Source organism: Chromobacterium piscinae (genome assembly GCF_021129175.1).
Lineage (GTDB): Bacteria > Pseudomonadota > Gammaproteobacteria > Burkholderiales > Chromobacteriaceae > Chromobacterium > Chromobacterium piscinae.
The window spans coordinates 1-25,861 of record NZ_JAJOHV010000004.1 but is presented as its reverse complement, the minus strand read 5'-3'; the positions used below and the strand labels follow the sequence as shown (position 1 = coordinate 25,861).

The 25,861-nt window shown below is 62.8% G+C and carries 18 protein-coding genes and 3 pseudogenes; 11 read left to right on the top strand and 10 right to left on the bottom strand.

Translation table 11 applies throughout. The features are described from left to right. Positions 1–25: 25 nt before the first annotated feature. Positions 26–2,185 carry a hypothetical protein gene (locus LQR33_RS01345; RefSeq protein ID WP_231467103.1) on the bottom strand — a complete coding sequence of 720 codons (2,160 nt, stop codon included), beginning with the start codon at positions 2,183–2,185 and terminating at the stop codon, positions 26–28. 300 nt (positions 2,186–2,485) lie between these two features. Between LQR33_RS01345 and LQR33_RS01340 the strand changes: the two genes are divergently transcribed. Further along, the gene (locus tag LQR33_RS01340) at positions 2,486–3,922 is read left to right on the top strand and encodes a nucleotide pyrophosphatase/phosphodiesterase family protein (RefSeq protein ID WP_231467101.1); all 1,437 of its coding nucleotides are present in this window, start codon (positions 2,486–2,488) and stop codon (positions 3,920–3,922) included. 103 nt (positions 3,923–4,025) lie between these two features. On the opposite strand, the gene LQR33_RS01335 is transcribed toward LQR33_RS01340, so the two are convergent. Then, positions 4,026–5,693, bottom strand: coding sequence for an ABC-F family ATP-binding cassette domain-containing protein (locus LQR33_RS01335; protein ID WP_166438355.1), 1,668 nt, complete (start codon positions 5,691–5,693; stop codon positions 4,026–4,028). Between the two features lie 414 nt (positions 5,694–6,107). Here LQR33_RS01335 and LQR33_RS01330 point away from each other — a divergent pair, with 414 nt between their 5' ends. The 4 genes from LQR33_RS01330 to LQR33_RS01315 all read left to right on the top strand — a co-directional run bounded on the left by LQR33_RS01330 (position 6,108) and on the right by LQR33_RS01315 (position 9,333). Beyond that, on the top strand, positions 6,108–6,323 hold the full coding sequence (locus tag LQR33_RS01330) for a sigma factor-like helix-turn-helix DNA-binding protein (RefSeq protein ID WP_021475958.1): 216 nt from the start codon (positions 6,108–6,110) through the stop codon (positions 6,321–6,323). Positions 6,324–6,444: 121 nt separating this feature from the next. Further along, positions 6,445–7,806: an aspartate aminotransferase family protein gene (locus LQR33_RS01325; RefSeq protein ID WP_231467100.1), complete on the top strand. Its 1,362-nt coding sequence runs from the start codon at positions 6,445–6,447 to the stop codon at positions 7,804–7,806. A gap of 118 nt (positions 7,807–7,924) precedes the next feature. Further along, positions 7,925–8,785 carry a methionyl-tRNA formyltransferase gene (locus LQR33_RS01320; protein WP_231467098.1) on the top strand — a complete coding sequence of 287 codons (861 nt, stop codon included), beginning with the start codon at positions 7,925–7,927 and terminating at the stop codon, positions 8,783–8,785. Between the two features lie 239 nt (positions 8,786–9,024). Beyond that, positions 9,025–9,333: a hypothetical protein gene (locus LQR33_RS01315; RefSeq protein ID WP_221666467.1), complete on the top strand. Its 309-nt coding sequence runs from the start codon at positions 9,025–9,027 to the stop codon at positions 9,331–9,333. Positions 9,334–9,424: 91 nt separating this feature from the next. Here the strand turns inward: LQR33_RS01315 and LQR33_RS01310 are convergent, their stop codons facing one another. From LQR33_RS01310 to trxB, 4 genes are all read right to left on the bottom strand, one after another. Next, a complete protein-coding gene (locus LQR33_RS01310; protein WP_166438359.1) occupies positions 9,425–10,828 on the bottom strand; it encodes a PhoH family protein in 1,404 nt (467 codons plus the stop codon). 58 nt (positions 10,829–10,886) lie between these two features. Further along, positions 10,887–11,342, bottom strand: coding sequence for a peroxiredoxin (locus tag LQR33_RS01305; RefSeq protein ID WP_221667788.1), 456 nt, complete (start codon positions 11,340–11,342; stop codon positions 10,887–10,889). 71 nt (positions 11,343–11,413) lie between these two features. Continuing rightward, complete coding sequence (locus LQR33_RS01300; RefSeq protein ID WP_166438361.1) at positions 11,414–12,049, bottom strand: Smr/MutS family protein; 636 nt, start codon at positions 12,047–12,049, stop codon at positions 11,414–11,416. An 18-nt stretch (positions 12,050–12,067) separates the two neighbouring features. Next, complete coding sequence (gene trxB, locus LQR33_RS01295) at positions 12,068–13,021, bottom strand: thioredoxin-disulfide reductase (protein ID WP_104947403.1); 954 nt, start codon at positions 13,019–13,021, stop codon at positions 12,068–12,070. 141 nt (positions 13,022–13,162) lie between these two features. On the opposite strand from trxB, the gene LQR33_RS01290 reads away from it, so the two are divergent. The 4 genes from LQR33_RS01290 to LQR33_RS01275 all read left to right on the top strand — a co-directional run bounded on the left by LQR33_RS01290 (position 13,163) and on the right by LQR33_RS01275 (position 15,813). After that, complete coding sequence (locus tag LQR33_RS01290) at positions 13,163–13,330, top strand: putative motility protein (protein ID WP_021475965.1); 168 nt, start codon at positions 13,163–13,165, stop codon at positions 13,328–13,330. Positions 13,331–13,594: 264 nt separating this feature from the next. Next, positions 13,595–14,122 carry an ester cyclase gene (locus LQR33_RS01285; RefSeq protein ID WP_221667787.1) on the top strand — a complete coding sequence of 176 codons (528 nt, stop codon included), beginning with the start codon at positions 13,595–13,597 and terminating at the stop codon, positions 14,120–14,122. After that, positions 14,119–14,826: an SDR family oxidoreductase gene (locus tag LQR33_RS01280; RefSeq protein WP_231467096.1), complete on the top strand. Its 708-nt coding sequence runs from the start codon at positions 14,119–14,121 to the stop codon at positions 14,824–14,826. Before LQR33_RS01285 ends, LQR33_RS01280 begins: the two co-directional genes overlap by 4 nt. A gap of 12 nt (positions 14,827–14,838) precedes the next feature. Continuing rightward, positions 14,839–15,813 (top strand): polysaccharide deacetylase family protein, encoded by a 975-nt coding sequence (locus LQR33_RS01275; RefSeq protein ID WP_231467094.1) that lies wholly within the window; start codon positions 14,839–14,841, stop codon positions 15,811–15,813. Here the strand turns inward: LQR33_RS01275 and ampH are convergent. The 4 genes and pseudogenes from ampH to LQR33_RS24355 all read right to left on the bottom strand — a co-directional run. Next, positions 15,785–17,101, bottom strand: a complete 1,317-nt coding sequence (gene ampH / locus LQR33_RS01270) for a D-alanyl-D-alanine-carboxypeptidase/endopeptidase AmpH (protein ID WP_166438366.1) — start codon at positions 17,099–17,101, stop codon at positions 15,785–15,787. The two genes, LQR33_RS01275 and ampH, sit on opposite strands and share 29 nt — an antisense overlap. Before the next feature lie 254 nt (positions 17,102–17,355). Beyond that, positions 17,356–17,439 (bottom strand): annotated as a pseudogene (locus LQR33_RS24365) (integrase core domain-containing protein); the annotation flags it as partial. 17 nt (positions 17,440–17,456) lie between these two features. Continuing rightward, a pseudogene (locus LQR33_RS24360) lies at positions 17,457–17,570 on the bottom strand (IS3 family transposase); the annotation flags it as partial. 117 nt (positions 17,571–17,687) lie between these two features. Further along, positions 17,688–17,966 (bottom strand): annotated as a pseudogene (locus tag LQR33_RS24355) (transposase); the annotation flags it as partial. A gap of 392 nt (positions 17,967–18,358) precedes the next feature. Here LQR33_RS24355 and LQR33_RS01260 point away from each other — a divergent pair. Both LQR33_RS01260 and LQR33_RS01255 read left to right on the top strand, forming a co-directional pair. Further along, on the top strand, positions 18,359–19,639 hold the full coding sequence (locus LQR33_RS01260) for an aspartate aminotransferase family protein (protein WP_166438367.1): 1,281 nt from the start codon (positions 18,359–18,361) through the stop codon (positions 19,637–19,639). A 123-nt stretch (positions 19,640–19,762) separates the two neighbouring features. Beyond that, the coding region (locus LQR33_RS01255; RefSeq protein WP_231467090.1) for a non-ribosomal peptide synthetase at positions 19,763–25,861 on the top strand (6,099 nt) is incomplete at its 3' end.

Below are 25,861 nucleotides of genomic sequence, written 5' to 3'. Positions count from 1 at the left end.
GTACCCTTTCGAAGTGGAAGCTCGGTTATTTAGCCGGGCAGTCGGGCTTGCCGTAGCTGACGGAGCCTTGAGGGCAGTCTTTTTGAGAACCTCCGCCTCGGGTGGGGCAACGCTTGCCGAACATGTCCAGCATGCTGGGAGGGCGGCCTTGTTCCTGCAGCACGCTGTCGAAATACTTGATCAGCGCCTGGCGCTTGCTGCTGGACAGATCCCGCGTGACCGGCATCTGGTCCGGGTCGTCATCCGGTTTGTCCAGCACGAACTTGAGGATGAAGGCGTTGGCGTCCGCCTGTTCCTTCTTGGAGAAGTCGAACAGGCCTTGGCTCATCACCGGATACAGGTTGGCGTATTGTTGCAGGATGGGCTGCACGTCTTCCCAGGTGACCGTATCGGGAACCACATAGGTGGAGCGGACGACGATCACGTACTGGTCGAACATCTGCTGTACCGTAGGCTGCGGCGCCGCCGACTTGGGGGGGGAGGGATCGGACGCGAAGTTGTAGGCATAGTTGAACAGCTGGCCATCGATGTAATAGCGGGGGTAACCCAGGGCCAGCGGGCCATTGAAGGTAAGCTTCACCATGCCGTTGGCATCGGTGCGCGCAGTGTTCTGGGCGAAGCGGACTTGCTCCGCCGGCACGTTGAAGGTGGGAGCCGGAGCCTTGGGCGTTGTTTCCGGCGGGGTGTCGGAGGGACAGTCGCCCACATCCACTTGGGGACCGGTGGAGGTGACGGCCAGGGTGACGTCGCCATTGGCCAGCGGCACGCCATATTGCGCGACGTAAACGTCGGAGTCCAAAACGTTGGCCTCCGCGTCGTTGGGGTCAAGGCGCAGCGCGAATTGGTCGGCGCGCACTTCCCAGCCGCCGCTTCCTTCGCAGCACAATAGCAAGGCGATGCCGGTGTTGGGATTGGCTGAAGTCAGCAATGCCAGCGGCAGTTGGTTGATGCTCGGTTGCATGGATGCAGGAATCGGCACTGCGACAATGCCGCTGCGGCTGAGCAGATTGGCATTGCTGATGTCGATGGTCGCCAGTGGCTGATATTGCGCAGCTGCGGGAGCCGGAACGGTTTGTCCCGGCTGCAGATAAGGACTGGTCGGCAGCGTCTGCGACGTCAATTGAGCGATGATCAGGGGTTGCTGCCACAGCTGTTGGCTATTGCCTTCTTTAGGGGCTGCTGGATTGCCGCTGCCCCTGCCGCAGAGAATGTCTACCTCGTAAGTCGTTTCCGGCGTGCTTACAGGCCTTGGGCGACTGCCGTCTGGCGGAGTTTGGGAGGGTTTGTAGACCAAGGGCAGCGCGTTGCTGAGGTCCACGTACAGAGTGCTGCTTTGGGTTTTGTCGTTTGTCACCACTTGCGCGCTGAACCAGCCGACATTGGGAACATAGTCTTGCGGCTGGTAAGCGTCGGACGGCAGCAGATTATTGGCGGGAATGAAGCGGCGGCCCAGAATGAAGGATTCCGGTTCGGTCTCATAAGCGGGGCCGATGGCGCCCAGCAGGATGCCGTAGGAGAAGAAGCTTTCGCCCAAGTCGTCGTCGTAGCCGTAAGTGGTCAGCCGCAACGACAGGATATTGCCCTGTTGCTCGCAGATGGCTTTCAGGGCATGCAGCACCGGGCTGTCGATCTTGTCCAGATCCCATTCCACATGGGTGAGCTGAGTCTGCCAGATGGCGGAGGCCGCGCTGTCGCCCGATATATTCCCCACCCGGTTGAACCACAGGTCGCGGAAGGGGTTGGGCGCGTATTGGCCGCGCATCAGCACTTGTCCATTGGCGGAGCGCAGGGTGATCACTTGGCCGTAAATACAGGAAGCCAGTTGCCAGTCCGGGTCCAGGTCCACCATCTTGCCGGAAGGCTGGTCGTTGGCGTTGCCCACGAGCAGGCCGACAGCGGCGTCTTCGCCGCTGCTCAGGATTTCCTGGCCATCCGGTCCCAGCGCCGATTGCACCACGCAATTCTTCAGCCCGAAGATGCCGGTGCCCCAAGGGTTCCACCAGCCGTTGTTGATCGAGACCTGAGCGCCGCCGGCGTCTTCCTGCACGGGGGGCTGGTAACGCGGCTCCTGGAAGCGCTGTTCAAAGGTGGCGTTGTCGAAATGGCGCGGATCGTTGTTGACGGTGGAGACATCGGATTGGAACAGGCCGGAGAAGGCCAGGCGGGGGTACTGGAGATAACTCATGCGATAGCTCCTCGATAAGGTTGCTACGGTCTTGAGCGGCTTTGCGATGCGGCGGGACGGCGAATACGGGAAGGATGCGAGCATCAGCTGTATTTCTAGGGGAGGGTTTCAATAATTTCAATGACGATTGGCTGTTTTGATCCTATTGTGGAGTTTATTGGTATCTAAATGCCTATATCGGCAGCTTAGGCCAGGGCGGTGGTCTCCGGGCGGGGCGGGCCAGACGGCAGATTAGGCCGTGTCGCCGCGCGTTTCTTGTCCGGGCCGCCGCAAGTCGCGTGATAAGGGAAAGGTGGATGTATGCAACCGCTGCTTCTGCTCGATATCGTTGGCCTGACATCGCGCCTCATCGGGGAGCACACGCCCCGCTTGGCCGAGTTTGCCGGCCAGGGCGCAGTCAGGACTTTGAACAGCATAGTGCCGGCGGTGACCTGTTCTGTGCAGGCGAGCATGTTGACTGGGCTGATGCCGGAGCAGCACGGCATCGTCGGCAATGGCTGGCTGTTCCGCGAGCTGGCGGAGGTCTGGTTCTGGCGCCAGTCCAACCGCCTGGTCCACGGCGAGCGCTTGTGGGAGGCGGGCAAGCGGCACGACCCGGACTTTTCCTGCGCCAACCTGTTCTGGTGGTACAACATGGCGTCCAGCCATGATTTCGGCGCGACGCCGCGTCCCATTTACAAGGCTGATGGCCGCAAGCTGCCCGATTGCCACACCAGGCCCGCCGAATGGCGGGACCGGCTGACGGCGGAGCTGGGTCCGTTTCCCTTGTTCCATTTCTGGGGACCGGCCACCTCCATCGCGTCCAGCCGCTGGATCGCCGAAGCCAGCAAGCTGGCGATGGCCGATTTTCGCCCCAGCCTGTTGCTGAGCTACCTTCCCCATCTGGATTACGATCTGCAGCGCTACGGACCGGATCTGGGGCATCCCGCGGTGCGGCAGTCCTTGCGGGACATCGACGCGGTGGCGGGGGATTTGATCGCTCATGCGCGAGAGCGGGGCTATCAGGTGATGGTGGTGTCAGAGTACGGCATCACCCCGGTGAGACGCGCGGTGCATCTGAACCGCCATCTGCGCGAAGCGGGCCTGCTGCAGGTGCGGCATGAGGCGGGCGCGGAGATTCTGGACCCCAGCCAATGCCAGGCGTTCGCCGTGGCGGACCACCAGATCGCTCATGTCTATTTGCAGCCCGGTTTGGGCGCGCGCAAGGCCGCCGAAGTGGAGGAGGCGCTGCGGTCCATCCCGGGCGTGGCGGGGGTGTGGCAAGGGCGCGCGCGCGGCGAGCTGGGCCTGAATCACGAGCGCGCCGGGGATTTCGTCGCGTTGTCCGAGGATGACGCCTGGTTCAGTTATTACTATTGGCTGGACGATGCCAGGGCGCCGGATTTCGCGCGCACGGTGGACATCCACCGCAAGCCCGGCTACGACCCGGCGGAGCTGTTCATCGACCCGAGCATCCGCTTCCCCAAGCTGGCCGTGGCCAGCCGGCTGGCCAAGCGCGCGCTGGGCATGCGCAGCCTGATGGATGTGATCGGCCTGGATGCCAGCGTGGTCAAGGGATCGCATGGGCTGCCCGCGCGCGATGCCGCGGACGCGCCGCTGCTGATCAGCGACTGCGCTTTCGCTTGCGAAGTGGAGTTGTCCGTCACCGACGTCAAAGCATTGGCCTTGCAGGCGATGTTCGGCGTGGATGCGGCCCAGGCGGGGTCGAAAGCGCGGGGGCTGGTGGGCAGCGCCTGAAGCGCAAGCCGGAGCGGCGAGGCTAAGGAACTAAAGAAAGCTTCGCCGTCCGAGGGGCGCGAATCCGTGGCAGGCCAGGAGCCAATCCACGGCCCGCCGCCGCTTACCTCTTGCCAGCTGCCTCTTCGCGCCGGCGTTTGGCCTCCTCCAGCAGGTAGACCTGGTAGTCGTCCAGATCGCCATCGAAGTCGCTGACGCCGCCGCGCGACACCATCCAGAACTCGTCGCATACCGCGCGCAGCAGGGCGCGGTCGTGGCTGACCAGCATCACTGAGCCTTCAAACTCGTTCAGCGCCACGCTCAGCGCCTCGCGCGTGGCCAGGTCCAGGTGGTTGGTGGGTTCGTCCAGCAGCAACAGGTTGGGGCGCAGCCAGACGATCATGCATAGCACCAGCCGCGCCTTTTCTCCGCCGCTCATGCTGCCCACAGCCTGCTTGACCATGTCGCCGCTGAAATTGAAAGTGCCCAGGAAGTTGCGCAGGCCTTGTTCGCGGCAGTCGTTGGCTGGCGGGCGCAGCTGCGCCGGCGTTTCGCGCGCCAATCGCAGCATGTGCTGCAGCGGATCGTCCTCCGGCCGAAGCACGTCCAGCTCCTGCTGCGAGAAGTAGCCGATATTCAGGCCTTTGCCGCGGATGATCTCGCCGCTGGTGGCCGCCAGCGCTTCGGCCACCGTCTTGACCAGCGTGGATTTGCCTTGGCCGTTGGCGCCCAGAATGCCGATGCGCTGGCCGGCCAGCACCGAGCGGTTCACGCCTTTGACAATCACGGTGGGCGGCGTGCCTGCCGCGGCGTCTTCCGGCGCCGGATAGCCAAACGAAGCCTGCGACATGGTCAGCATCGGGTTGGGCAAGCTGCCCGGTTCCTTGAACTCGAACTGGAACTCGGCATCGGCCAGAACCGGCGCGATCTTCTCCATCCGTTCCAGCGCCTTGACGCGGCTTTGCGCCTGCTTGGCCTTGCTGGCCTTGGCCTTGAAGCGATCGATGAACTTTTGTAGGTGCGCCATCTTTTCCTGCTGCTTGGCCAGCGCGGCCTGCTGCAGAATCATCTGCTCGGCGCGCATGTCCTCGAACTTGCTGTAGTTGCCGCCGTAGCGCACCAGCTTGCCGTGGTCGATGTGCAGGGTGACATTAGTCACCGCGTCCAGGAATTCGCGGTCATGGCTGATCACCACCATGGTGCCGGTGTATTGCTTGAGCCAGGCTTCCAGCCAGACCAGCGCGTCCAGGTCGAGGTGGTTGGTCGGCTCGTCCAGCAGCAGCAGGTCCGACGGGCACATCAACGCGCGCGCCAGCTGCAAGCGCATGCGCCAGCCGCCGGAGAAACTGTTCACCGGCTGCTGCAATTCGGCCACGCTGAAGCCCAGGCCCAGGATCAACGCCTGGGCGCGGGCGGGGGCGTCGTGCTCGCCTGCATCGTTCAGGGCGGTGTAGGCATGCGCCATGCGCATGTAATCTTCGCCCGCTTCGGCTTCGGCCACTTCGCGCCGCGCCGCCAGCAAGAAGGTATCGCCCTCCACCACAAACTCAGTGGCGGTTTGCGATGTTTCCGGCATGTCCTGCGCCACCTGCGCCATGCGCCACTGGCTGGGAATGGAGAAATCGCCGCCGTCTTCGTGCAGGCTGCCATTCAGCACCGCGAACAGCGAAGACTTGCCCGCGCCGTTGCGCCCTACCAGGCCGACCTTTTCGCCGGGATTGATGCTGACGGTCGCGCCGTCCAGCAAGACTTTAGTGCCGCGGCGCAAGGCCACGTTTTTCAGAATGATCATTGGGAATAGCCGTGCTGCAAAATTTTAGGGAGCGAGGAAATAGCAGTCCTGGCGACTGCTTGCGTCCCGATGGAATGCGATGAATCAATAGCGCCTTCGGACAAAATTCCAAGGCACGCGGGGATTATACGCAGATGCAAGCCGCCGGAGGGCGGGCGGCTTGCATTTGTAGGCCGGCGATTTTCAATTGCATGAAGCATTCCGAGCCCGGCATGGAGAAAAGCATGCAAACAGCCGCACTCCTGGATCGCCATCCATGCTGGCTATGATTCGCGGCCGCTCCGGCTGCTTGGCGGGTGCCAATTCTCCCGCGTTACCTGCATTTTTCCTGCAAGCATCTATGATGGAGGTGCAAGGACATGTTTTGCTCTCCGGCGCAGGCCGGAAACCGAGACTACATGGGGAGGCAATAAGATGAAGTTGGACGATTTCAATGTGGTGGCCGACCTGATCGGCATGAAAAAACGTTCGCGCGAGGCTGTGTGGCTGATGGAGGTGGAAGGCATGACAGGCTACTTCGCCGCGCAGCAGATGGACATCAGCGAATCCACCGTTTCCCGCGCCCACGCGCGTTTCCGCCGCGCGGTCGGCAAGCTCAATACCCTGTCGGGGCATTTGCCCCTAGGCTGAATAACCGTTCATTGCAGCACATTGGCCCGGAGCGTGTTTCCTCCGGGCCTTTTGTCGCGGTGGATAGGATTCTGACGGATTTGGCATACTGTCTGCATCCCGGGCAACAGGAGCGGCGAGCATGGCGATTCGGCACGGCATCGATCTGGACAAGGCGCGCGCGCTGCATGCGCGCGAGACGGAGGATTTTCTGGCGAGACACTCGCGCTCGCTTGAGTTGGCGGTGAGGGCCGGAGGGCATTTGCTGTTCGGCGTGCCGCTGCACTGGATGGATGATTGGCCGACGCCGCGCTCGCTGTTTCTGGCCGTGGCGCGGAACGCGCGGCTGACAGATGTGGATGGCCATGTCTACGCTGATTTCTGCCTGGGCGATACCGGCGCGATGTTCGGCCATTCGCCGGCGCCGGTGGCGGAGGCCATCGCCCGCGAGTCGGCGCGTGGCTTGACTGCGATGCTGCCTGGCGAGGACGCGCTGTGGGTGGCGGAAGAGCTGTCGCGGCGCTTCGGTCTGCCGGTGTGGCAGTTTGCGTTGTCGGCCAGCGACGCCAACCGTTTCGCCATCCGTTGGGCGCGGGCCGTTACCGGACGCGACCGGATATTGGTGTTCAACGGCTGTTACCACGGCACGGTGGACGATGTGTTCGTTGACCTGGCAGGCGGCCAGGCTACGCCCAGATCCAGCCTGCTGGGGCAGGTTTACGATTTGACCGAACACACCCGGGTGGTGGAATTCAACGATCTGGCCGCGCTCGAGGATGCGCTCGTCGACTGCCGCGTCGCCTGCGTGTTGGCTGAGCCGGCGATGACCAATATCGGCATGGTGCTGCCCGATCCCGGCTATTGGGAACAGGCGCAGGCCATCATCCGGCGCTACGGCAGCCTGTTGCTGCTGGACGAAACCCACACCATCAGTTGCGGTCCGGGCGGCTATGCCGCCGCGCATGGCTTGCGGCCGGACATGCTGGTGTTGGGCAAGCCGCTGGCCGGCGGGCTGCCGGCCGCCGCCTACGGCTTCAGCGCCGAACTGGCGGCGAGGGCCCAGCAGGCCAAGCGCGCCGCGCCGCCCGGGCATTCCGGCATCGGCACCACGCTGAGCGCCAACAGGTTGGCCTGCGCGGCGATGCGCGCCAATCTGGCCGAGGTGATGACCGAGGACAACTACCGGATCATGTTCGAGCGCGCCGGCCAGCTGGCGCAGGGGCTGCGCGAGCTGTTCGCCCGTTTCGCCTTGCCCTGGTGCGTGACCCAGCTGGGTGCTCGTTGCGAGTTTCAGTTCACTGCCAGGCCGCCGCGCAATGGCAGCGAGGCAGAGGCGGGGCAGGACGAGGAACTGGAGCGCTGCATTCATCTGTACCTGTTGAACCGAGGCCTGCTGATCACGCCGTTCCACAATATGCTGCTGTTCAGTCCGCATACCTCGGAGGCCGATGGGCAACGCTTGCTGGAAGCTTTCAGCGCATGGCTGGAGGGGACCGTGGCCTGAGTGTGTGGGAGGATGCCGGCTTCTGTTAATTTGCGTGTCATCGCCGAAGGCGCGGTCAGGGCGAATGGTATAACCAAGCCATCGGGCCGGGTGGGCCTGCTTGCCCTGAGTGGATGCCATGCGTTTCGCGATTACCCTTTCCGATCGTTTCAAACCGGTGCTCGATGTATTCCTGCAGGCGGGTTGGCAGCCAGTGAAGGTGTTCTGCACGCCGGTGGACCACCGGATGCATCACAATAAGATGTCGGTAGGTTTTGCCGAGCAGCACAAGCTACCGCTGCAGCTGTCGCCGATGCGGCCGCGGGATCTGGAAGAGCTGGCTGAGCTGGGATGCGAGGCATTGCTGGTGGGCAGCTACAACTGGCGCATACCCGACTGGACCCCATATTTGAAATACGCGATCAATTTTCATCCTTCTCTGCTGCCGATGGGCCGCGGGCCGTATCCGCAGGTGCGCGCCTTGCTGGAGGGCCATCGCGAATGGGGCTGCAGCTGCCATAAGGTGAGTCCTGAGTTCGATGCCGGGGACATCCTGGCGCAGGAGCGTTTCGCGCTGGGAGAGGGCGACAGCCATCAGATGCTGGACATCAAGCTGCAACTGGCGCTGCACCGGCTGAGCCATAAATTGGCCCATGATTTCGAGCGCCTGTGGAGCGGGGCGAGGTCCCAAGGGGAGGGCGGCAGCTATTGGCCGCTGTGGACCGACGGCGACCGAATGCTGGATTTCAGCCGCACCACGGCGGAGCTGTTGCGTCAGGTGCGGGCCTTCGGCGATTTCGAGTGCGCGGCGGTCGTCAATAACGTTACGTTCTTCATTCATCGCGCTGAGGGTTGGGTGGAGTCGCATGGCTTTGCGCCGGGTAGCCTGATTTATTCCCAAGCCGAACAGCTGCTGGTGGCGACTGGGGATGGCATGCTGCTGATCAGCGAGTGGAGCCTGTACGGGCCGGACGCGGTGACGGGGCGCGGCCGGCGCTGAGCGGTCAATGGTGTTTGTTTGATCTTTATGTCATTTTTGTGGCGGGAATGCTGCGGGATTGTCCTGAGCGGGATCGATTGATTGACCCTGCCGGATGATTGTTAAAAAATGTGAATAGTTGGGGAGTGGGCGGCAGGCGAGTGAACGCCGGCCGGAAATCGCCGCATGGGCACAAGCCTGGCGGCGATTGTCTTTATGGCTGGGCGGATGAGGTCGGCGCGGAAGCGCGCTGAAGGGGAATGATCAGGTTTTTGTTGTTGTTTTGCGCGTTTTGCGCCGTGGTGCTGGCGGCGAGTTGGCATGAGTTGGGGAATGAGCTGCCGCCGCGCGTATGCGTGGTGTGCGCCGACAAGGCGGCCGCGCGGGCCGCGGCCGCGGAGCCGCGGGATAGTGTGGAAAGGCTGGCGCTGGCCGCCGAGCTGATGTCTCGCAGCGAGAGCATGCGGGACGCGAAGAAGTGGTTTGCGCTGGACCTGCTGGTGCTTGGCGTAGCAGTGCTGTGCCTGTTGGGCTATCTGCGCGGCATGCGCGAACAGGAAGACTGGTAGGGACTGTAGGTAAGCGGCGTCCGCGGCGAGGCGGACGCCGTTTCGCCATTCGGGGCGCGGCGGGCGGAGGCGCTCGCCGCGCCCTTGGCGTTTACAGCACCTCGCCGGCGTAGTCGGCCAGCCGCGAGCGCTCGCCGCGCTGCAGTGTGATGTGGGCCGAATGTCCCCAGCCCTTGAAGCGGTCCACCACGTAGGTCAGGCCGGAGCTGCCTTCGGTGAGGTAGGGCGTGTCGATCTGGCTGACGTTGCCTAGGCAGACCACCTTGGTGCCGGGGCCGGCGCGGGTGATCAGCGTCTTCATCTGTTTCGGCGTCAGGTTCTGCGCCTCGTCGATGATCAGGTACTTGTTGAGGAAGGTGCGGCCGCGCATGAAATTGAGGCTCTTCACCTTGATGCGGCTGCGGATCAGGTCGCGAGTGGCGGCGCGGCCCCAGTCGCCGCCATCGTCGTCGCTCTTGTTCAGCACGTCCAGGTTGTCTTCCAGCGCGCCCATCCACGGCGCCATCTTCTCCTCCTCGGTGCCGGGCAGGAAGCCGATGTCCTCGCCCACCGGCACGGTGACGCGGGTCATGATGATTTCGCTGTAGATCTTCTGCTCCAGCGTCATCGCCAGCCCAGCCGCCAGCGTCAGCAGCGTCTTGCCGGTGCCGGCCTGGCCTAGCAGGGTGATGAAGTCGACGTTGGGGTCCATCAGCATGTTGAGCGCGAAGTTCTGTTCGCGGTTGCGCGCGGTGATGCCCCAGACGTTGTTCTTGTTGTGGCTGTAATCCTTCAACGTCTCAAGAACCGCGGTCTTGCCCTCCACTTTGATCACCCGCGCCTGGAACGGCTTCTCGCCCTCTTGCCACAACAGCTGGTTGACATAGAGCCCGCTGCAGTCTGGCCCGGCCAACTGGTAGTAGCTGCGGCCGTGGTCTTGCCACGACTTCATGTCCTTGCTGTTGCGTTCCCAGAAGATTTGCTCGATTTCGCGCGTGCCGGTGTACAGCACGTCGGTGTCTTCCAGCACCTTGTCGTTGAAGTAGTCTTCCGCCTCCAGGCCCAGCGCGCGGGCCTTGATGCGCATGTTGATGTCTTTGGACACCAGGATGACGGCGCGGCCTTCATAATGGCTTTTCAGCGCCATCACGATGCCGAGGATCTGGTTGTCGGCCTTGCCCATGGGCAGCGAGGAAGGGAGAGTGCCGTTGATGGCCTGGGTCTGCAGGATCAGCTTGCCGCTGGCGGCGTCGCGGCTGGCGTGCTTGAGGGGGATGCCTTCGGAAATGTCCAACTCTTTGCCGCTGATGATGTCGTCGAGGAAGCGGCTGGCCTGGCGGGCGTTGCGCGCCACTTCGGACATGCCCTTCTTGTGGGTGTCCAGTTCTTCCAGCGTGATGATGGGGATGAACACATCGTGTTCTTCAAAGCGGTACAGACAGGTGGGGTCGTGCAGCAGTACGTTGGTATCCAGTACGAACAGTTTGCACGCGGTGGTCTTTTTACGGCCGGCCATGATGTGGTCCCCTTGTTCATGTTCTGGCCCGGCCGGTCGGCCGGGCGGCTACGGCTTGCTACTTCAACGTCTTGACGTACGCCAGCACCTCCTCTGCGTGACCGGGCACTTTCACGCCGCGCCATTCGCGCGACACCATGCCGGAGGCATCGATGACGAATGTGCTGCGTTCGATGCCCCGCACCTGTTTGCCGTACATGTTTTTCATTTTGATGACGCCGAACAGGCCGCAGGCGGTTTCCTCGGCGTCGGACAGCAGCTCGAACGGTAGCTCCAGCTTGGCCTTGAAGTTGTGGTGGGACTTCAGGCTGTCGCGGGAGATGCCGACGATTTCGGCGCCCAGCGCGGCGAATTCCGGATGGAGGTTGCGGAAGGCCATGCTTTCATTGGTGCAGCCGGGCGTGTTGTCTTTGGGGTAGAAGTAGATCACCAGCGGCTTGCGGCTGGAGGAGAGCTGAAAATCGGCGCCGGCGGTGCCGGGCAGGGTGAAGTCGGGGCAGGGTGTGCCTGTCATGCATAACTCCTGGTAGTGTGCAGGGGTCCGCCTTGTTTTGAGCTTAGCGGATTATCATTGCGGTTGTCACGTTATCCTTCGTCGCGGATTTCTCCGGGCGCGGGGCGGCGCAAAAGCACCAGCAGCGAGCCGCCCGCGCCGCCGGCTTCCGCCTCGCAGAAAGCCAGCACGTCGGGGTGGTGCTGCAGCCAGCTGCGCACCAGTTTTTTCAGCACCGGCTCTCCTTGCGGCGAGCCGAATCCCTTGCCATGGATCACTTTCACGCATTGGCCGCGGTGGCGGGCGCGGTGGATGAACAGCGCCAGCGCGTCCTGCGCCTGATGGCGGGTATAGCCGTGCAGGTCCAGTTGGGCGCAAACCGGCCAGTTGCCCTGGCGTAGCCGTTTCAGCGTGGCGGACGGCATGCCGGGTCGGGCGTACTGCTGCAACTGGTGGGTGGGTTCGAACCAGCCTATCTGATGCTGCAGGATTTCCTGGCAGGCAGCAGCGTGCAGCGCCGGCCCCTGGCTGGGCTTGCGCGGACGGGGGCTGGGCTTGGGAGGCTGAGGGTGGTGGCGGTCGTCAGGCTTCAGCGGCCTGACCTTGCCGACCGACTGGCGGAAATCCGCCTCCTCGGGCACTGCAGGCTGCGGCAAGGCCGCCCGCGGCGGGGCGGCCTGGCGCAGCGTCTGGCGAAGGCCCTTCAGAGTGTCCTTGAAGGTCTTCATGATGCAGGGTTCCGGCGCTTACTTCAGGCTGTCGAGATAGCGCTCGGCGTCCAGGGCGGCCTGGCAGCCGGAGGCGGCGCTGGTCACTGCCTGGCGGTAGATGTGGTCCTGCACGTCGCCGGCGGCGAAAACGCCGTCAATGCTGGTCAGGGTGGCGTTGCCGTCGCGGCCGCCCTTAGTGATCAGGTAGCCGGTTGCGTCCATTTCCAACTGGCCTTTGAAGATGTCGGTGTTGGGCTTGTGGCCGATGGCGATGAAGACGCCGGTCAGCGCCAGGTTTTCGCTGGCGCCGTCGTTCAGCTTGACGCGCACGCCGGTCACGCCGGTGTTGTCGCCCAGCACTTCGTCCAGCGTGGCGTTCAGCTTCAGGCTGATCTTGCCCTCGGAGACGCGGCTCATCAGCTTGTCGACCAGGATTTTCTCGGCGCGGAAGGTGTCTCGGCGGTGGATCAGGGTGACATGCTTGGCGATGTTGGCCAGGTACAGCGCTTCTTCGACCGCGGTGTTGCCGCCGCCGACCACCGCCACGTCCTGGTTGCGGTAGAAGAAGCCGTCGCAGGTCGCGCAAGCGGACACGCCCTTGCCGGAGAAAGCTTCTTCGGACGGCAGGCCCAGGTATTGGGCGGAAGCGCCGGTGGCGATGATCAGCGCGTCGCAGGTGTATTCGCCTGCGTCGCCCACCAGGCGGATCGGCTTCTCGCTCAGGTGAGTGGTGTGGATGTGGTCGAACAGGATTTCAGTGCCGAAGCGCTCGGCGTGCTGCTGGAAGCGCTGCATCAGCTCCGGACCCTGCACGCCTTCCGCGTCGGCAGGCCAGTTGTCCACGTCGGTGGTGGTCATCAGTTGGCCACCCTGGGCCATGCCGGTGATGACTACCGGCTTCAGGTTGGCGCGGGCGGCGTAGACGGCTGCGGTGTAGCCGGCGGGGCCGGAGCCAAGAATCAGCAGAGGGCTGTGACGGGGTGCGCTCATGTGTGTTTTCCTGTCGTCAAAAGGGGTGGATTGGCTGACATTCTAGCAGTTTTGTTGTGACAGCAGGCCTGCGGGCCGCTACACTGCAAGCAATGGCAGCATGTCAAACGTGGAGGTTGGGGTATGGATGGATTAAGTCAAGTGAGCGCGAATGTCAGCACCAATGCGCAGGCGCTGGTGCTGAAAAAGGCGATGCAGGCGCAATCGCAGGCGGCCATGACCCTGCTGCAGGGCGCGGAACAGTCCGCACAGCAGATCCAGGCTTCCAATCCCGCCCATCTGGGACAAAATCTCGACGTGCGCGCCTGAGCTGGCGCCGCATGCGAAAAAGCGACCTTGGGGTCGCTTTTTTATTGTCTCCGTTTTGACGGAACGGGGCGTGCCGGGTCTCTTTCACAGGAATGGCGCAGCGCCCGAGCATTTGCCGCCATAGCCGGTTTGAGCGGTTCCTAGCATTGGTTTGGGCTTATTTTCAAATCTAACTGTAAAATCATCCAATCTTCAGGCTAATTATCAATTTATCCTGTCAGGACAATAATCGACTCCCAAGCAAACCAGCAACCAGGAGCCGATATGAACCGTCTTCCCAATCTGATAAGCGCCAGCCTGCTGGCGTTCGTTTCCTGCGCCGCGATGGCCGCCGATGCGTTGCCGCAACCGGCGCGGGTGTTTTCCGAACGCAACGGCGGAAATGCCGCCGCGGTGAAACTGGCGGCCTTGCGTTACGCCGCCTTCTGGAACACCGGCGATCCGCGCTACGCCGAGCTGGCGCTGGACCCGGAATTTCTTGACCGCACGCTGCCCGAGGGGCGGCGCCAGGGTACGGCCGGGCCATTGCAGGCTTCGCAAACCTTCCGCGCCGCGGTGCCGGATCTGAAGGTGGAAGTCACCGATATGGTGCTGGCCGCCGACCGGGTGGCGCTGCGCCTGCATTTCACCGGCCATTTCAGCGGCAAGTTCGGCGATATCCAGGGCGCAGGCCAGGCAGTGGATTTCCAGGCTTTCGACCTTTACCGGGTGAAAAACGGCCGCATCGCCGAAAACTGGCATCTGGAAGACAACCTGACCCTGTTGAAGCAATTGGGAGCGCTGAAGCCATGAGCGCGGCCACGGATTTTCTGCGGCAAAAAACGGTGGCGGTGCTGGGCGGCACCTCCGGCATCGGGCGGGCTGTGGCGCAGGCCGCGGCTGACGCCGGCGCCCAGGTTTACGTGCTGGGGCGTTCCGTCGCCCAGCCGGGGCCCTGGCAGAGCCTGCGGGCCGATGTCACCGATCTGCACAGTCTGCGCAACGCCTTCGCCGGCATCGGCCGCATCGACCATCTGATTCTGACCGCCGGCGCGCGGGTCGGCTCGCCGAGGTTGGAGGACATGACGGGCGATGATCTGCGCCAGACCTTCGAGGTGAAGTTGTTCGGCAATCTTCTGGCGGCGCAGCAGGCTTTGCCCTATCTGGCCGCGGATGCCTCCATCACTTTCACGTCAGGCCTGCTGTCGCGCAAATACGGCGCCGGCGGCTTGCTCAAGAGTACGGTCAACGCGGCGCTGGAGGCGGCGGCCAGGAATCTGGCCAAGGAGCTGGCTCCGCGCCGGGTAAACGCGGTGAGTCCCGGCGTGGTGGACACCGAGCTGTGGGGCGAAGCCGGCGCGGAAGGGCGCGGGGCGGAGATGGCGCGGATCGCGTCCGGCCTGCCGCTGGGCAGGGTGGGCAGGCCGCAGGATCTGGCTCAGGCCTATCTGTTCGCGATGGGCAACGTCTTTCTCACCGGCGCGGTGCTGGATGTGGATGGCGGCGGTTTGCTGTAGCCGGAGGACGCGATGAAAAGAACGCTAGCAATCAACCGCCGCCAGTTTCTGGCCAGCGCCACGGCCGGAGGCGCGAGCCTGGCCATGGGACAAGGGCAGGCCTGGGCGGCAACGGGAAGGGCAGGAAAAATGACGCAAAGCAAGCATGAGCAAACCGGGTTCTGGCCGGGAGACACCCGGCTGGTGATTTCGATCTCGATGCAGTTCGAGGCCGGCGCGCAGCCGGAGCGGGGCGCCGGCGGGCCGTTTCCGCCGCTGGATCCGAAGTATCCAGATCTGCCGATGCAGACCTGGTACGACTATGGCGTGAAGGAGGGCATCCCGCGCATGCTGGACCTGTGGGACCGCACCGGCGTGAAAGTGACCTCGCACATGGTGGGGCAGGCGGTTGACCGCAATCCGCATCTGGCGCGGGAAATCGTCGAGCGCGGCCACGAGGCGGCCGGCCACGGCCAGACCTGGGAGCCGCAGTACTCGATGACGCCGGCGCAGGAGCGCGCGGGCTACCTGGCCAGCATCGCCAGCATCGAGCGCGCCACCGGCACGCAGCCGATCGGCTTCAACGCCTTCTGGCTGCGCGGCACGCCCAGCACGCTGGGCATCCTGCAAGAGCTGGGCTTCGTCTACCACATCGACGACATCAGCCGCGACGAGCCGTTCACGGTGCCGGTGAACGGCAAGCCGTTCATGGTGGTGCCGTACACGCTGCGCAATAATGACATCGTCCGTTACGACTCGCCGGCGCTGACTGTTGACGGCTATCTGGCCGACCTGAAAGCCGAGTTCGACCTGCTGTACCAGGAGGCTGGCCATCGCCGCAGGATGATGTCGATCAGCACCCACGACCGCATCTCCGGCACGCCGGCGCGGGTGAAGGCGCTGGAGACCTTCATCCGCTACGCGCAGGGCCATTCTGGCGTGCGCTTCATGCGTAAGGACGAGATCGCGCGCTTCGCACTCACTGCGCCCGGTGTGCCGATGTCTTGACCAAGTGGGTTTTCTTCTTGGCGCCGTTCTTCGCGACGGCAGCCTTGGGGCCGGCGGCTTTCCGCGCGGCCTTTTTCGCGCGCGGCTTGGCCGGAGCCGCCTGGGCGATCGCCGCCTTGCCGCGGGCGGCCTTGCCTTTGGCCAGGGTGGGTTTGGGCATCGGCGCGGCAACCGGCTTGTAGCCGCTCAGCTCGGCCACCAGCTTGTTCACGCCGTTGCTCAGGTGCTGGTAGCGGGTGCCGCCGCTGCGGGTGAGGCCGACCCATACCGCCACGTCGTTGCGCGGCGCCAGCGCCGCGTAGCCCAGGAAGCCGCCGCCGCCCGCCGTTTTCTGGATGATTTCCGGCGAGTTGGGGCTGGGCTCCATCCGTATCCACGCCAGGCCCAACTGGTCCGCCTGGCCGGCCACGTCCATGCCGCGCAGGCTGCTCAGGTCGGCGCGTTGCAAATGCATGCGCAGCGTCTGGTCGCGCAGCTGGCGGCGGGCCTCGTTCTGCGGGTGGAGCAGCTCCTGCAGCCAGCGCTGCATGTCGCGGGGAGTGGAATAAATACCGCCGCTGCCTATCGCTGCCGTGGTGTCCACGCAGGGGCTGGAGCCGTAGCCTTCCATCAGCCGCGCGCACTGGGCGGGACTGGGGCTGAAGGTGGTGTCCTTCATACCCAGCGGGACAGTGATTTTTTCCCGGAACAGGACCGGATAGGGCTTGCCGGAGGCGCGGGACAGCGCGTCGGCCAGCAGGTCGAAGCCAAGGTTGGAGTATTGGGCGCGCTGTCCGGGCGCAAGTTTGTTCTTGGTGCCGGACAGCCAGCTCCAGCGTTGCTGGACATTGGGCCAGACGAAAACCGGCGTGTCCTTGGGCTTTTCGCCCGGCATTTCGCGCGGCACGCCGCTGGTGTGGGTGGCGAGGTTGAGCAGGGTGATCGATTGTCCCGCCGGCGGCAGCGCCACGCCGGCCGGCGCGTATTTCTGCAGCGGGTCGTCCAGCTTCACTTTTTTGTCCAGCGTCAGCGCGCTCAACACTTCGCCGGTCATGGCCTTGCTGATGCTGGCGATGCGGAGCAGAGAGTCCGCATCCGGCGTCTGGCGGCTGCCGGACCGAGTCTCGCCGTAGAAGCGCATCTGGGTTTGATTCTTGTCGATGACCACCATGGTCATGCCGATGGCCCTGCTGTTCTTGAAAATCTGCTGGCCGTAACGGTCTATCGGGGATTCGGCTGGTTGCGCGGCGGCCTGGGCCAGGGTGGAAAACAGAGGCAGGCCGAGGCTTAGCAGGGGGATAATTCTCATTATTGTTCCGTGTTGCTGTTGGGCGCGAGCGGCGCCGATGAATCTTTGCGCTGCATTGTATTGCCGCTTTGGCTCGAACGGTACGGAAAGATTGCTAATACCTGCTAACCGGAGGTCGAGGAGCGATTTTTTCGGCGTCAAAAACGCAAGATCGCCAAAGGCTGCGCCGCGAGATACAAACCCAGGCCGGACGCCGCGTGCGCGGACAGGCTGCGAAGCCTGGCGGCCGGGATTAGGCGTGTTGCGGGAGGAGGTCATTCAAGGTGAGCAAGTCGGAACTCGCTCGGGGTCCGGTCGCCGAGCGAACTGTGCGGCCTGAATTCATTGTAATCCTGCCGTCAATGTTGGATCTTCCGCGCCGCAGCAGAACATGGATGCGGCGCGCGCCATGGCGAATGCGCGTGGCGGCGATTTCACGGATTTGCTGCCGCTCCGCATGATCGTCACAAGGGTGGAGCCGATAAAAATAGGGGCCTTGCCACAGTTGGATCACTGCGGTAGCGCACCGAATGCTGACGCGGTGTGCGTCGATCCGGAAGTCGGCCAGCTCGCGTTTGCGAGCCGGCGTCACAGCTTTTTGGGATGGCTTCCAGCAGCATTTGCTTGTCCTGGCTCAGGTCGGCGGCCATGCGCTTGAGATGAGCACTCTCTTCTTCCTATTGCTTCAGGCGGCGCAGTTCGCTGACACCCAGGCCACTGTATTTTTTCTTCCAGTTGTAGCCTCTGAAATGCCCATCTTGCGGCAGACCTCGGCGATTGTGGTGCCGGACTCCGCCTGGCGCAAGGCGAAGGCGATCTGCTCTTCCGTAAACTTCGATTTTTCATGACAAACCTTCTGCCCGGATGGGCTTGATTTACCAGAAATCTCTACTTTTTATCGCTACGTTTTTGGTGGTGTTAAATAATTAATAGTGATTTTCATAATTAGTATAAATTTTTTATTTGCTTGGCCGATTTTATTAATTGAGCTGTGTCTATTTTTTGTTTGAATGATTATTTGTTTTGAGTGGCGTGTTTGCAATTAATCTAAATAAAATCAACAAGTTGTGTGTTTTGAGATATCTGTTCTTAAATTATTCCTATGAAAATAATTTCAGTTCAGAAAGTCATCAAGAATAAATTCTAATCGGGTATTTGTATAATCATTTAAATCCATTTGTCATTAATATTTCTTTGTCGGATTGATTTTCTATGTGATAATCGTTTTTGTCTTTGAGTAAATATTTAATGATAAGTATATTCTTAAGGGTATGAGCCATGTCTGTAACAATCTTCAGTGAGTTTGAATCGGAAGTGCGTAGTTATTGCCGAGCGTTCCCCGCAGTGTTTTCGCGCGCCAAAGGAGAGTATCTGCTTGCTGAAGATGGGCGGAAGTTTTTGGACTTCTTTGCTGGCGCGGGATCGCTCAACTACGGCCACAATGATGACGATATGATTGAGGCCGCCATATCCTATATGCGTAAAGATGGCGTTCTCAATGGTTTGGACTTAAATACTTCGGCTAAAGCGGAGTTCATCGAAACATTCTGCACCTTGGTGCTGCAGCCTCGTGATCTAAATTATAAGCTTCAATTCACCGGGCCGACGGGCGCGAACGCGGTGGAAGCGGCCATGAAACTGGCCAGGAAAGTCACGCAACGACCCGATATCGCCTGCTTCTCGGGCGGCTACCACGGCATGTCACTGGGGGCGTTGTCGGTGACGGCTAATGCCGTCAAACGGGCTTCGCTGGTAGTGCAGGTGCCTGGGGTGGTGCGTTTGCCGTACGAGGGGGCGATTGAGGGCAGCGTCGCCAGCCAGCTGAAAGTTTTGCAAGACATGCTGTGCCGTCCCGGCTTCGGCATCGATCCGCCGGCCGCGTTCCTGCTGGAATGCGTGCAAGGCGAGGGCGGAGTGAATTGCGCGTCGGCAGAGTGGCTGCAGGGGGTGGCAGCGCTCGCCCGCAAGCTAGGCGCCTTGTTGATCGTGGACGAAATTCAGACCGGCTGCGGCCGCACCGGGCGCTTTTTCAGTTTCGAGCACGCCTGCATCGAGCCGGACATCATTTGCTTGTCTAAATCCTTGGGTGGCGGCGGATTGCCGTTCTCGCTCAATCTCATCAAGCCTGAGATCGATATCTGGAATCCGGGTGAGCACAATGGGACCTTCCGCGGCAACAATCTTGCCATGGTCATGGCGACCGCCGCGCTGCGGAAATATTGGGCGACCCCGCACTTTGCCCATGAGGTCGAAGAAAAGGGCTTGGCCGTGGCCGCTTGCTTGAAAAATGAGCTGCAAGCCTTTGATGGCCAGGTTCGCGTAGTCGGCAAGGGGCTGATGATAGGCTTGCGTTTCCAACATGCCGAGCACGCCCGCGAAGCCTCGCGCCGTTTATTCGAATCGGGCTTGCTGATTGAGGTATGCGGTCCTCGCAATGAGGTGCTCAAGTTGATGCCTGTCTTGACCATGGATAGGCAAGCTATGTTAGCGGCGGCATCGCGCATCGCTGCCTGCGCCCAGGCTTTGCTAAGCCGCTCGATCGAATCAGAAACGGCCTGATTCTCCACCTATTAAATTTGACGAGGGCCCGCGCGACGCGACGGCCCCTCTGTCGTCACGGCTGCTTCACACAGTTAGCCGTTCCCTTGATGGCATATCACTTTATTAAGAACGAAGAGAAAAATGCATCAGCCCCAATCGCTCACAATCTATCCTCTTTCGGAAACACAAAAAAGTCGTTGGCTGCAGTATCAGTTGAAACCGGAATCCGCCGGGGAATCCAATACGCCATTTTGCGCGCGTGTGCGCGGTCTGACGCCGGACCGTCTGGAGGAGGCGTTGAATCTTCTAGTTCGCAGACACCCAATGTTACGCGCGGCATTCGAAATTCATCAGGGGGAGTTGGCTTATCGGATTCTAGAAGATGTCTCGGTCAGGGTGACGGTGGTGGATGTCGGCGCGGAAAGCGACGAGGCGCTTCGGCATCGCGTGGTGCGAGATTGCGAGCGCGCCTTCGATGTGACCCGTCCGCCCTTGCTCGCGGCCTATTGGTATGTGCGCGCGGGCCAAGACCCCGTAATGTTGATCTTTTGCGAACATTTGGCGGTGGATGGCTGGTCATATTGGGTGGTGTTGGATGAGTTGGGCTTTGTGCTGGCGGGGGAGCCGCTGGAAGCGTTGCCGCCGCAGGATTTCGCGCACTATGTCCAGTGGCAGCAGAAGTGGCTGGAAGGCCCGGTTGCGCAGGCCCAGCGCAGGCATTGGCAAGAGGTTTTATCCGGCGAATTGCCGGTTTTGCAGTTTCCTGTCGGCAAGAGGGGCGCCAAGGGTAGCCAAGTGATCGATCCTGTCGTGCCCGAGTCCTTGGCCAGAAGGTTGAACGACTTGGCGGACAGGCAAGGCAGCGGTTTATTCGCCATCATGTTGTCCGCCTATCAAGTCTTATTGCATCGATACAGCGGTCTGGACGACATCATCATTGGTTCCAGTTTGCCGGGACGAACGCGCAGCAAATGGGGGCGCGTGGTCGGGGAGTTCGTGAACTCGGTGGCGCTGAGATGTCAGATTGACGGTGCGCTGACCATACGCGAACACATTCGCCATACCCAAAAGCTGATTCGGCAAGGCATCGAAAACCAAAAATATCCCTTCGCCAAAGTGCTGGAAAGCCTCGGCGTGGCACGCAATCCGGAAGTGTCGCCTGTTTTCCAGGCCATGATGACGTTTCAGAATACCCGTATGGAGGGCGGGCTGGACAAGCTGTGGGTGGCTGAGAATGACGAAGAAGCCGTTTCCTGGGGGGGCGGAGAGCTTCGGCGCTTCCCCTATCCGCTGATCGGCGATTCCTCCGTGGCTTTCACCCTGGATGTGCTGGTGATCGGCGACCGCATGCGCTGCCCTTTCCGCTTCGATACCGCGCAAGTGGATGAAGCCTTGATGCAGCAAATGATTCGGCACTATTTCACATTGCTGGAGGCATTTGCGGATGACGACTCGCAAACGGTGGGCGAGTTACAGCTGCTGTCGCCGGCTGAGCGCGAACAAGTGCTGAATGGCTTTAATGCCACCGCCAGGGATTTTCCGCGCGAGGCCCTGATCCATCAATTATTCGAGGCTCAGGCCGCACGCACGCCTGACGCGCCGGCGGTTGAGCACAAGGGTGTCACGCTGAGCTACCACGAGTTGAATTGCCGAGCCAATCGTTTGGCTCGGCACTTGCGCGTGCAAGGCGTGCAAGCCGGCGAATTCGTGGCGCTGTGCGCGCAGCGCAGCCTGGACATGGTGGTGGGACTGCTGGCGATCCTGAAGGCCGGCGGCGCCTATATCCCGCTGGACACCGCCTATCCCGAGGACCGGCTGGCCTATATTCTGGGAGACAGCCAGCCTTTGCTCATCCTGGCGGACGACGCCGGGCAGGCCATTCTGGAGCCCTTGCAGCTCGCGACCCGGCTGATCAATCTTGAGCGGCAGGGCGAGGCTTGGGCGGCGCTGTCGGCAGAGGCGCCAGCTTGCCTGCATCTGAATTCCAGCGATCTCGCCTATGTGATTTACACCTCCGGGTCTACCGGTCATCCCAAGGGCGTGATGATCGAGCATCGCAGCCTGGTCAACTACGTATTGGACGCGATTCGCTGGTTCGAATTGACGCCTTCCGATCGCGTCTTGCAGCAGAACTCGCTGAATTTCGACCTCTCGCTGGAAGAAATGCTGCCGGCGCTGCTCTCTGGCGCATGCCTGGTCCTGGCGACCGAGCTGTTTGGTTCCGCGCCGTTGTCCGAGCATCGAAAGCTGGGCCTCAGTTTCGTGCATATGACGGCCGCCCATTGGCACACCCTCGTTGGACAATGGAGCGATGCGCCCTTGCAAGCTTTGCAATATTTGCAAGGCGTGCGCTTGGTCAATGTCACCGGCGACGCGCTATCCGCGCAAAAAGTGCGCGCTTGGGAAAGCATTCGTCCAGAGTCTACCGGCTTGATCAATACCTACGGACCGACGGAAGCCACGGTTTCCTGCACGGCGACGCGATTGGCAGGCGAGCCGGAGGGCGTCAATGTCACGATAGGCAAACCATTCGCCAATACCGGCATGTATATCCTGGATGGCAAGTTGCAACCGGTGCCCATAGGCGTGAGCGGAGAGCTGTACATTGCAGGCGTCCAGGTGGGCCGCGGCTACCTGAACCGTTCGGAGCTGACGGCGGAACGCTTCATCTCCGATCCTTTCAGCGCCGATCCGCAGGCGCGGCTGTACAAGACCGGCGACCTGGGGCGCTGGCTGCCGGACGGCAGCATCGAATACCTGGGCCGAAACGACTTCCAGGTGAAGATCCGCGGTTTCCGGATCGAGCTCGGTGAAATCGAAGCCAAGCTGGCGGCCTGCGCCGGCGTGAAGGAAGCGGTGGTGCTGGCGCGGGAAGACGCGCCGGGCGACAAGCGGCTGGTGGCTTACCTGACGGCGCAGCCGGGAGCTGAATTAGAGCCATCATCGCTGCGGGCGCAGCTGTCGGCCAGCCTGGCGGAGTACATGGTGCCGAGCGGCTTCGTGGTGCTGGAGGCCTTCCCGTTGACGCCGAACGGCAAGCTGGACCGCAAGGCGCTGCCGGCGCCGGACGGCTCGCAGCTGTCGAGCCGGGCGTACGCGGCGCCGGAAGGCGAGGCGGAGACGGCGCTGGCGGCGATCTGGCGCGAGCTGCTGGGGGTGGAGCAAGTAGGCCGCCACGACAACTTCTTCGAACTGGGCGGACATTCGCTGCTGGCGGTGACGCTGGTGGAGCGGATGCGGCAGGCGGGTTGGCACAGCGACATCCGGCAACTGTTCGGCGCGGCCGACCTGGCGGCGTTGGCGGCCAGCCTGAGCGGCGACGCGGCGCTGGTGGCGGCGCCGGCCAACGGCATCCCGGCCGAGGGCTGCGAGGCGATCACGCCGGAGATGGTGACGCTGACGGCCTTGAGCCAGGCGCAGATCGACGCGATCGCCGCGCAGGTGCCGGGCGGGATGGCCAATATCCAGGACATCTACCCACTGGCGCCGTTGCAGGAAGGCATCCTGTTCCACCACCTGCTGGGCGGCGAAGGCGATGCCTATTTGGTCCCGACTTTGATTCGCTTGGCTGACAGAGAAAAGGCGCGGCATTTCATCGCGAATGTGCAGCAAGCGGTGGACCGGCACGACATCCTGCGCACCGGGGTGCTGTGGCAAGGCCTGCCGGAGCCGGTGCAAGTGGTGTGGCGGCAGGCGCCGGTGCAGGTGGAGACGGTGGCGCTGGACCCGGCGGACGGCCCGCTGGCGCAACAGCTGGAAGCGCGCTACCACCCGCGGCGCTACCGGATCGACGTGCGCCAGGCGCCGTTGATCAAGGCGATCATCGCCGAGTCCGGCACAGGCGAGTGCTGGATGCTGCTGCTGGTTCATCACCTGATCATGGACAACGTTGGTTTGGCCTTGTTGGTGTCCGAAATCCGGCAACTACAGCAGGGGCAAGGCGAAGCGTTGCCATCACCGCTGCCGTTCCGGCAGTTCGTGGCGCAGGCGCGGCTGGGCGTGGGCGCGGCCGAGCACGAAGCCTACTTCCGCGCGCAACTGGGCGAGGTGGACGAACCGACGCTGCCGTTCGGCCTGCAAGGCAACCGGGGAGAGGTCGGCGAGCTCGAAGAGGCGCGGCTCAGCCTGTCGCCAACGCTGGCGGAGCAATTGCGGCGGCAAGCGCGGCGTCTGGGGGTCAGCGTGGCCTGCCTGGCCCACCTGGCCTGGGGCCAGGTGCTGGCGCGGGCGTCGGGGCGGACGCAAGTGGTGTTCGGCACGGTGCTGTTCGGTCGGCTGCAAGGCGGGGCGGGGGCGGATCGGGCGCTGGGACTGTTCATCAACACGCTGCCGCTGAAGCTGGAGATCGGCGCGGCGACGGCGCGGGAGGCGGTGAAGCAGACGCAGCAGGCGCTGACTTCGCTGCTGCGGCACGAACACGCGTCGCTGGCGCTGGCGCAGCGCTGCAGCGGGGTGGCGGCGCCGCAGCCTCTGTTCAGCGCCTTGCTGAACTACCGCCGCAGCACCGATGACGATGTGATGGAAACAGTTTGGGATGGCATTGAAATTGTTTCCAGTCAGGACAGCACGCATTACCCGCTGACGCTGTCGGTGGATGACCTGGGCATCGGCTTGGCGCTGACGGCGCAGACGCTGGCGAGCGTGGGGGCGGCGCGGGTGTGCGCGATGATGGAGACGGCGCTGGCGTCGCTGGCGGCGGCGCTGGAGTCGGACAGCGGCGAGGCGGTGCGCCGGCTGGACGTGCTGCCGGCGGCGGAGCGCCGGCAACTGTTGGAGACGTTCAACGACACGGCGGCGGACTACCCGCGCGGCGAACTGATCCATCGCTTGTTCGAAGCGCAGGCGGCGTCGCGGCCGGAAGCGGAAGCGTTGCGTCACGGCGAGGCGAGCCTGAGTTACGGCGACTTGAACCGGCGGGCCAACCAGCTGGCGCATCGTCTGATCGGCTTGGGGGTGGGGCCGGAAGCGCGGGTAGGCATTTGCGTGGAGCGCGGGCTGGACATGGTGGTGGGCTTGCTGGGCATCTTGAAGGCAGGCGGCGCGTATGTGCCGCTGGACCCGAGCTATCCAGCGGAGCGGCTGAGCTACATGTTGGAAGACAGCGCGCCGGTCGTGGTGCTGACGCAAGCGAGCCTGGCGGAGAAACTGTCGGGTTCGACCCCGCGGCTATTGCTGGACGCGCTGGAAGAGCGAGCGAAGCAAGCGGCGCAGCGCGAGGCGAATCCGGCGGTAACGGGGCTGGACAGCGGCAAGGCGGCGTACGTGATCTACACCTCGGGCTCGACCGGCCGACCCAAGGGCGTGGTCAACGAACACGAGGGCGTGGTTAACCGACTCTGGTGGGCGCAAGAGACCTATCGTTTGACGACGGCTGACCGCGTGCTGCAAAAGACGCCGTTCGGTTTCGACGTCTCGGTCTGGGAATTCTTCCTGCCGTTGCTGGCGGGGGCGCGGTTGGTGATGGCCGATCCGGAAGGACATAAGGATCCGCATTACTTGAGGCAATTGATCGAGGCGGCCGGCATCACCACGCTGCACTTTGTGCCGTCGATGCTGCAAAGCTTTGTCAGCCTGGTGCCGCGCGGCAGCTGCCCGACGCTCAAGCGCATTCTGTGCAGCGGCGAAGCGCTGCCGCACGCCTTGCAGACGCAATGCCTGAGCCACTTCCCGCACAGCGAGTTGCACAATCTGTACGGTCCGACGGAGGCCGCGATCGATGTGACGGCCTGGCCGTGTAGCGCTACGGGGCCGAGCAGTTTCGTGCCGATCGGCAAGCCGATCTCCAATATCCAAATCCACATCCTGGACGGCGATGGCCAGCTGGCGCCGCTCGGGGTGGCGGGGGAAATCCATATTGGCGGTGTCGGCGTGGCGCGCGGCTACCTGAACCGTCCGGAACTGACGGCGGAACGCTTCCTCGCCGACCCGTATAGCGCCGATCCGCAGGCGCGGCTGTACAAGACCGGCGACCTGGGGCGCTGGCTGCCGGACGGCAGCATCGAATACCTGGGCCGCAACGACTTCCAGGTCAAGATCCGCGGTTTCCGGATCGAGCTCGGTGAAATCGAAGCCAAGCTGGCGGCCTGCGCCGGGGTGAAGGAGGCGGTGGTGCTGGCGCGGGAAGACGCGCCGGGCGACAAGCGGCTGGTGGCCTATTTGACGGCGCAGCCGGGCGCTGAATTAGAGCCATCATCGCTGCGGGCGCAGCTGTCGGCCAGCCTGGCGGAGTACATGGTGCCG